This window comes from Paenibacillus sp. AR247, assembly GCF_002968895.1.
Lineage (GTDB): Bacteria > Bacillota > Bacilli > Paenibacillales > Paenibacillaceae > Paenibacillus_AQ > Paenibacillus_AQ favisporus.
Genome location: NZ_PCZT01000002.1, coordinates 219,816 through 226,275 on the forward strand (window position 1 = coordinate 219,816; position 6,460 = coordinate 226,275).

At 53.2% G+C, this 6,460-nt stretch carries 6 protein-coding genes and 1 pseudogene; 4 read left to right on the forward strand and 3 right to left on the reverse strand.

Annotated elements, in window-relative coordinates:
* The 3 genes and pseudogenes from CPT76_RS01415 to CPT76_RS01425 form a co-directional block, all read right to left on the reverse strand.
* A pseudogene (locus CPT76_RS01415) lies at nucleotides 1-483 on the reverse strand (UTP--glucose-1-phosphate uridylyltransferase); the annotation flags it as partial.
* A 251-nt stretch (nucleotides 484-734) separates the two neighbouring features.
* Nucleotides 735-1,424, reverse strand: coding sequence for a CpsD/CapB family tyrosine-protein kinase (locus CPT76_RS01420; RefSeq protein WP_105441693.1), 690 nt, complete (start codon nucleotides 1,422-1,424; stop codon nucleotides 735-737).
* Entirely contained in the window at nucleotides 1,405-2,157 is a 753-nt protein-coding gene (locus tag CPT76_RS01425) for a YveK family protein (RefSeq protein ID WP_076170381.1), read from the reverse strand. Before CPT76_RS01425 ends, CPT76_RS01420 begins: the two co-directional genes overlap by 20 nt.
* A gap of 374 nt (nucleotides 2,158-2,531) precedes the next feature.
* Between CPT76_RS01425 and CPT76_RS36505 the strand changes: the two genes are divergently transcribed.
* The 4 genes from CPT76_RS36505 to CPT76_RS01445 all read left to right on the forward strand — a co-directional run bounded on the left by CPT76_RS36505 (nucleotide 2,532) and on the right by CPT76_RS01445 (nucleotide 6,246).
* Entirely contained in the window at nucleotides 2,532-2,864 is a 333-nt protein-coding gene (locus CPT76_RS36505) for a hypothetical protein (RefSeq protein WP_146116116.1), read from the forward strand.
* Between the two features lie 276 nt (nucleotides 2,865-3,140).
* Entirely contained in the window at nucleotides 3,141-5,090 is a 1,950-nt protein-coding gene (locus CPT76_RS01435) for an asparagine synthase-related protein (protein ID WP_105441695.1), read from the forward strand.
* Nucleotides 5,091-5,105: 15 nt separating this feature from the next.
* Nucleotides 5,106-5,231: a paeninodin family lasso peptide gene (locus CPT76_RS01440; RefSeq protein ID WP_105441696.1), complete on the forward strand. Its 126-nt coding sequence runs from the start codon at nucleotides 5,106-5,108 to the stop codon at nucleotides 5,229-5,231.
* A 103-nt stretch (nucleotides 5,232-5,334) separates the two neighbouring features.
* The gene (locus CPT76_RS01445) at nucleotides 5,335-6,246 is read left to right on the forward strand and encodes an aldolase (RefSeq protein ID WP_105441697.1); all 912 of its coding nucleotides are present in this window, start codon (nucleotides 5,335-5,337) and stop codon (nucleotides 6,244-6,246) included.
* Nucleotides 6,247-6,460 lie beyond the last annotated feature (214 nt).

Consider the following 6,460-nt stretch of genomic DNA (forward strand, 5'->3'; position numbering starts at 1 on the left):
GGAACGGTCTGCACGCCGATGACGGACTTTTCAACTTGCTCGTACTGCTCCACCAACTGGCGGATGCAGGGCACCTCGGACTGTACGATGTCATCCCCAAGCAGCACTGCAAAGGGCTCATTGCCAATAAAGTTGCGGGCGCACCACACCGCATGCCCCAGCCCTTTGGCTTCCTTCTGGCGTATGTAGTGAATCTCCACGTTGGAGGACCGGCGGACTTCGTCCAAAAGGTCAAACTTCCCCTTGCTGAACAGATTGTTCTCCAGCTCAAACGCATGATCGAAATGGTCCTCGATGGAGCGCTTGCCTTTGCCGGTCACGATAATAATGTCCTCAATTCCGGACGCCACCGCTTCTTCTACGATGTACTGAATCGTCGGCTTGTCGACGATCGGCAGCATTTCCTTCGGCATCGCTTTGGTCGCGGGTAAGAACCGGGTTCCAAGCCCGCGGCGGGAATAATCGCTTTTTCACTTTCCTCATCTCATTCACTACCCATCTTTTATATTTTCTTTGTACCCCAGATGCATGCTGTGTATGTAGAAAACCTAGCTATATGCTCTTCGCAAACAGGGAAAAGACCATAGCTCCATTTTCTAAAAAACAGGGCATTCAACCCGTCCTCACATCACACCCTCGACAATGAATGTCTAAGGTCCATAGGACCCACAGCGTGACCGAGTGCCTCCAGTGATAAAGGTGCAGTAGGCATTACCTTCTTGAAAACCATGTCTTTATTGAGCCTGCATACCGTAATGGTCCGCAGCAAAGGCCTGCTGGTCGCGGCTGCTTCGGTTAAGCACCAGCCCCAGCATGTTGGCCTTCACGTGATCCAGCTGTTCCTTGGCCGCCCTCAGGTGGCTCCGTTTGACCTTGCCCGCGGCAACCACCATGATGACACCGTCGCATAACGCACTCGTAATGACACCGTCCGACACCGCAAGCACCGGCGGCGTATCGATGAGGATAACGTCGTACTCCTGCCGAAGCTGTATCAGCATGTCCCGCATGGAGGCTGAGTCCATCAGCTCTGCCGGGTTTGCCGGCACGGGCCCGGCCGTCAGCAGGGATAAATGGTTGATGCCCGTCTCCTGAACGGCCTGCTGCACCAGCACGTCCCCGGCCAGTACCGTACTCAGCCCGTGCCGGTTGGAAAGGGAGTAGATGTCATGCAGCGCCGGCTTACGCATATCCGCGTCAATCAGGAGCACCTTCCGGCCTTCCATCGCGTAGGTCACCGCCAAATTGCTGACCGTTGTCGTTTTGCCTTCGGAAGAACGCGTCGATGTGACCATGATGACCTGATGCGCCGCGTCTTTGGGGGAAAAATGAATTTTGGTCCGGAGCAGCCGGTAAGCCTCGGATACCCGGGAGGTTGGATTCCCGGATACGACCAGGGCTTCTTTATTGATTGAGCGTCGCATACTTGCCTTCACCTACTTTTTGATTTGGTATACTTGTGCCGCTTCGGGTTTTCAAATCCGCCCGGTTCATTTCGCTGATGACTGCAAGTACCGGCATGTCCAAAATTTCCGCAGCCTCGGCCTCAGTTCTCACCGTATCGTCCAGATAGTCAAGCAGGAAAACCAGTCCGATGGCGAGCATCAGGGAAACGACAAAGCTGATCAGCATGTTCATGACCGGATTAATGTTGATCGGTCCAGGGGAGGCCTTGGTGTCGGCTTCGCTAAGAATCGTAATGTTGTCCACGTTCATAATGCGGGGAATCTGCTCCTTAAACACCATGGAGACGGCATTAACGATTTTGGCCGCCCGGGTATACGACGGATCCTGATACACCAGGTTCATGACCTGTGAATCATTGGCTGAAGTGACCGAGATCATCGCTGCAAGTTCACCGGGCGATGCTTTCAGATCGGGATATTTTTGCACGACTTTGTTCATAATGGCGGACGACTTGATAATTTCTTTATAGGAGTTAATGAGGAAAATGCTGGTCTGGATCGTTCCGGCATTCAAGCTGGCCCCGCCGTCCGCGGAGGCGGATTGGTTAACGATCAGTTTGGCGTTGGCCTCATAGACCGGCGTCGTGAGGTAGAGGCTTTTGACTCCGGTAGCCGCAACGGCAATAACGACAATCGCCGCAATTAACCACCACTTTTTTACAATGATTCGAAAATACTGTTTAAGCTCCATAAACACGCTACCCCCGCTAATCATTTTTCAACTGCAGTTGTGGGTCACACCTTACCGATACAATATGTATTATTCATCCTACACTTTAAGATACAAAATGTATCATGTCAAGCAAATGACTCTAATTTTTTTCGAAAAGCGACATGATTATGCAGCAAAAAAACGCTTTCATCCGCATTTCCATGCATATTCAGACAGTTAAAATCCGCATTCCCTTTCTGGCGTTAAAAAAATTGACGGCCTTCAAACTTGAAATCCGAAAAATGCTGCTATATACTTGCCGAAAAAAGTTACACTTTGTATCGCAAACACGCCTTCTCTCATCTCAGAACAAACACATATATAATGGAAGCGCTTTAAATGAAGGAGGAATTATGCGCATTTTTCTCACCGTGACGTGGGCGGTCTGCCTGTTCGTCTTTACTTGTTCTTTCGATTTCAACGCCCTTCTCCACCATCACCAGGCGGATTTCCGGCTGAACCCCTCACCCGATTGGAGTGAGCTGCTCAAACTTGATTTGCAGTGGTCGAGCGAGGCCTGGATCAACCGAAAAATCGGGCATTTTATCGGTTTCTTTCTATTGGAGCTGCTCTTGTCCAATTTGCGCGGCTCAAAGCTTGCCGTCATGACGGCGATCTTGTACGCAGCGTTAACCGAAGTTCTTCAGCTGATTTTTTTCGAAGCGGACGGATTTACGACATCGTGAACGATACGTTCGGCATCCTCTGCGCTTACCTGTTCTGCCTTATGCTCCAGGCTTTTATCAAGCGGACAAACCGTGCTAGAACAGCAGCGCGGCCTCCGCGTTCAGCTCTCCCATCCGACAAAAAGCAAACCAGGTAATCTTTCCTCATCCAAATTCACTAAATTTCGCACGTTGAAAAAAATGTTGATACAATATGTATACATGTAGTATGATACAGAAGAACTAGATACATATTGTCGCAAATTGTTTGAACGGTACATAACGGAGGAAGATGTCATGAGCGCAATTGCGGGGATTTACCGGTTTAGCCAAGACCCCTTAGACGTCAGCGCCGGAGCGCCCATTATGGAGTCGCTGAAACGGTATCCGGCAGACCGGAGTTCGGTATGGCAGCAGGGCCATGTGTGGTTCGGCTGTCACGCCCAGTGGATCACGCAGCAGTCTGCCCACGAATTGTTGCCTTTCTATTGCGCAGAACGCAGGCTGGCCATTACCGCCGACGCCATCATCGATAACCGTGATGAGCTGATGGATGGGCTGCAGGTCCCTACTCGTGGAAGACAAGCCATGACGGACGGGGAAATTCTGCTGCTCGCTTACGAAAAATGGGGAGAGTCGATGCCGGAGCGTTTAGTCGGCGACTTTGCTTTTATGATCTGGGACGGCAACAAGGAGATGCTGTTCGGAGCCCGGGATTTCTCTGGTGCACGAACGCTTTATTATCACCGGAACGGGGAACAGCTGTCCTTCTGCACGGCCATTCGCCCGCTGTTAACCCTGCCGTATGTTCAACAGGAGCTGAACGAAGCTTGGCTGGCCGAGTTTCTTGCCATCAGCGGGGTTTTTGAGCCGCCGGACTTATCTACGACGGTTTACCGGCATATCGAGCAGCTGCCGCCTTCGCATACGCTCACGGTCCGCAGCTGCCAGGTGTCCGTCTCCAGATACTACAGCTTGACGGAGACTTCCCCCCTGCAGCTTAAATCTTCCGAAGAATATCAGGAAGCTTTCCGCGACGTGTTTAACCAGGCCGTTAACTCAAGGCTGCAGCGGACAAGCCGGATGGTCGGGGCTCATTTAAGCGGGGGACTGGATTCTGGGTCGGTTGCCGGTTTTGCGGCCAAAGCGCTGGAGCGTGATCACCGGAAACTGCATACGTTCAGCTACGTTCCCGAAGACGGCTTCGAGGATTGGACGCCCAAGCGGAGACTGGCCGACGAAAGGCCGCTTATCCGGCAGACCGTCCAACATGCGGGCAACATCGAGGACAGCTACCTCAGCTTTAACGGCCGCAGTCCGTATACGGATATCGACCACTGGCTGGACATTATGGAGACACCCTACAAATTTTTCGAAAATTCATTCTGGCTTCGGGGAATTTACGAACAGGCGCATGAGCGCGGGGTGGGTATTCTGCTGAATGGCGCAAGAGGAAATTACAGCATCTCCTGGGGCAACGCCTTGGACTATTATGCCAAGCTGATGAAGAAATTGGCGTGGGTCCGCCTGCGCGGGGAGATTAATCAATACAGTATGAACATTGGCGTAGGACGCAAGCGCATCATAGCCGAGCTGTGCAAGCAGGCTTTTCCGCTTCTGAAGCGCAGGCATGCCGCCTCGTCCGCCCATGAATTTCCGCAGCTGGTTAACCCAGCATTCGCCAGACAGGCCGGCGTTTACGACAAGCTGACGGACAGGCAGTTCACCGAAATCGGATCGGGCGAAGACCTTCCCTCCGACCCGGTGGAGGCGAGAAAGTATCATTTTGACAGCTATAACGTTTGGAGCACGACAGGAACGAGCTTCAGCAAGCTGTCGCTGCAGTATCCCCTCTGGGCGCATGATCCGACCAACGACCTGCGCGTCATCCGGTTCTGCCTGTCGGTACCGATGGAGCAGTATGTGCAGAACGGCCTCGACCGCGCGTTGATCAGACGCTCTGCCCAAGGCTACCTTCCCGACAACGTCCGGCTGAATCAGCGGCTCAAGGGGATCCAGGCGGCCGATATCCTCCACCGGATGGCTCCGCACTGGTCGCAAATGATCCAAGAGCTGGACCAACTGTGCCGGGACTCCCGCATGCAGCAGGTGCTGAACATTCCTGTCGTACGCAAAGCGCTTGACGAAGCCAGAAACGGGATGCACCCAAGCCAGGCCTACAGCCCTGCCATCAAGGTGCTGATGCGAAGCTTGATCGTGTATCGCTTTCTGGAGCGAAACTTTTGAAAGGAGGTGAAATCGATGAAAAAAGAATGGACTACACCTGAACTGGAAGTATTGGAAGTCAGCATGACGATGGCTGGCCCCGGAAAAGGCAAACCGGACTCTTTCCAACCGGACCCGGATGATCCTGTCTTCTACAGCTAATTCCAATTCATAACCGAGCGATCAGGAGCAGCCCTTGGTCCCAATTATATGGGGTAAGGGCTGTTCTTATATCCACATTCTTCTGACGAAGCGGAGAAAATATATGATCAAACCAGCGATATATACAGCCTTCGGGCTTACGATAGAAAGTGAAATCCCGCTGCCCGAGCTCCGGCCGGTCGGGCATTTCGGCCAAGATATCCAGGTGCGGATCGGCTTCGCCGACCTTGACGATGCCTGGGCACAGCGGGAAACACCCGTCAACAAATTCGCCGTAAGTGAGCAGCAGGTGATGTTCCGGATTCCGAAGCTGGCCGTGTTCAGCGCAGAGAACGGAACCGACATTTACGTCTCGCTGGAGGCAGACGCGGACGAGGATCAGATCCGGCTGTATGTCCTCGGTACTTGCATGGGAGCTATTCTGATGCAGAGAAGAATTTTGCCCCTGCACGGAAGCGCCGTCGTCATGAACGGCAAGGCTTATGCCCTGGTCGGCCATTCCGGACACGGCAAGTCTACGCTGGCATCCGCCCTGCTGCAGCAGGGATGCCAGCTGCTGACCGACGATGTCATCGCCGTTACGATGGATTCGGAGCAGCTTCCACTTGTTGCCCCCGCCTATCCACAGCAGAAGCTTTGGCAGGACAGCCTTGACACATTTGGCATGGACGCGGGTGGTCTCCGTCCTCTGTTCGACCGGGAAACGAAGTATGCGGTCCCGGTTCTCGCCAAGTTTGCATCCGAACCGATTCCGCTGGCCGGCGTTTTTGAACTGGTCAAAACAGACTGCGAGCAGCCCGAGATCCGGGAAATCAGGGGTTTGGAGCGCCTGCCGCTCCTCCATCGCCATACCTACCGCAGCTCGCTCCTCGCGGAGAGCGGTCTAACCCCGTGGCATTTTGAATGCACAACCCGCCTGTCGGGATCCGTGAACATGTATCAGCTGCAGCGTCCCCTGGATCAGCCTACGATCGGCAGATTAACCGAGATGGTTCTGGGCGTTATCGGGGGCTGAGCAATCCAAATTCATACCGGGTATCGCCATCGCCGATCCATGACCAGCCCTTTTTCCCACTCCCGGGAGCAGGGCTTTTTTGTTGCTGCAGGAATGCAATCATCCCCTCTTTCAACTGATTTGTCGTACCATACCTGCTGAGGCTCTTCAAATAAATCCCCCTTGACCCTATTGACACGTTACCATAGAGTAACATATATTATATGTGACTAAT

Bases quoted from the DNA above. Each gene is read 5' to 3' on its own strand.
- CPT76_RS01420 (WP_105441693.1), bottom strand. From the start codon at position 1,424: ATGCGACGCTCAATCAATAAAGAAGCCCTGGTCGTATCCGGGAATCCA.
- CPT76_RS01425 (WP_076170381.1), bottom strand. From the start codon at position 2,157: ATGGAGCTTAAACAGTATTTTCGAATCATTGTAAAAAAGTGGTGGTTA.
- CPT76_RS36505 (WP_146116116.1), top strand. From the start codon at position 2,532: ATGCGCATTTTTCTCACCGTGACGTGGGCGGTCTGCCTGTTCGTCTTT.
- CPT76_RS01435 (WP_105441695.1), top strand. From the start codon at position 3,141: ATGAGCGCAATTGCGGGGATTTACCGGTTTAGCCAAGACCCCTTAGAC.
- CPT76_RS01440 (WP_105441696.1), top strand. From the start codon at position 5,106: ATGAAAAAAGAATGGACTACACCTGAACTGGAAGTATTGGAAGTCAGC.
- CPT76_RS01445 (WP_105441697.1), top strand. From the start codon at position 5,335: ATGATCAAACCAGCGATATATACAGCCTTCGGGCTTACGATAGAAAGT.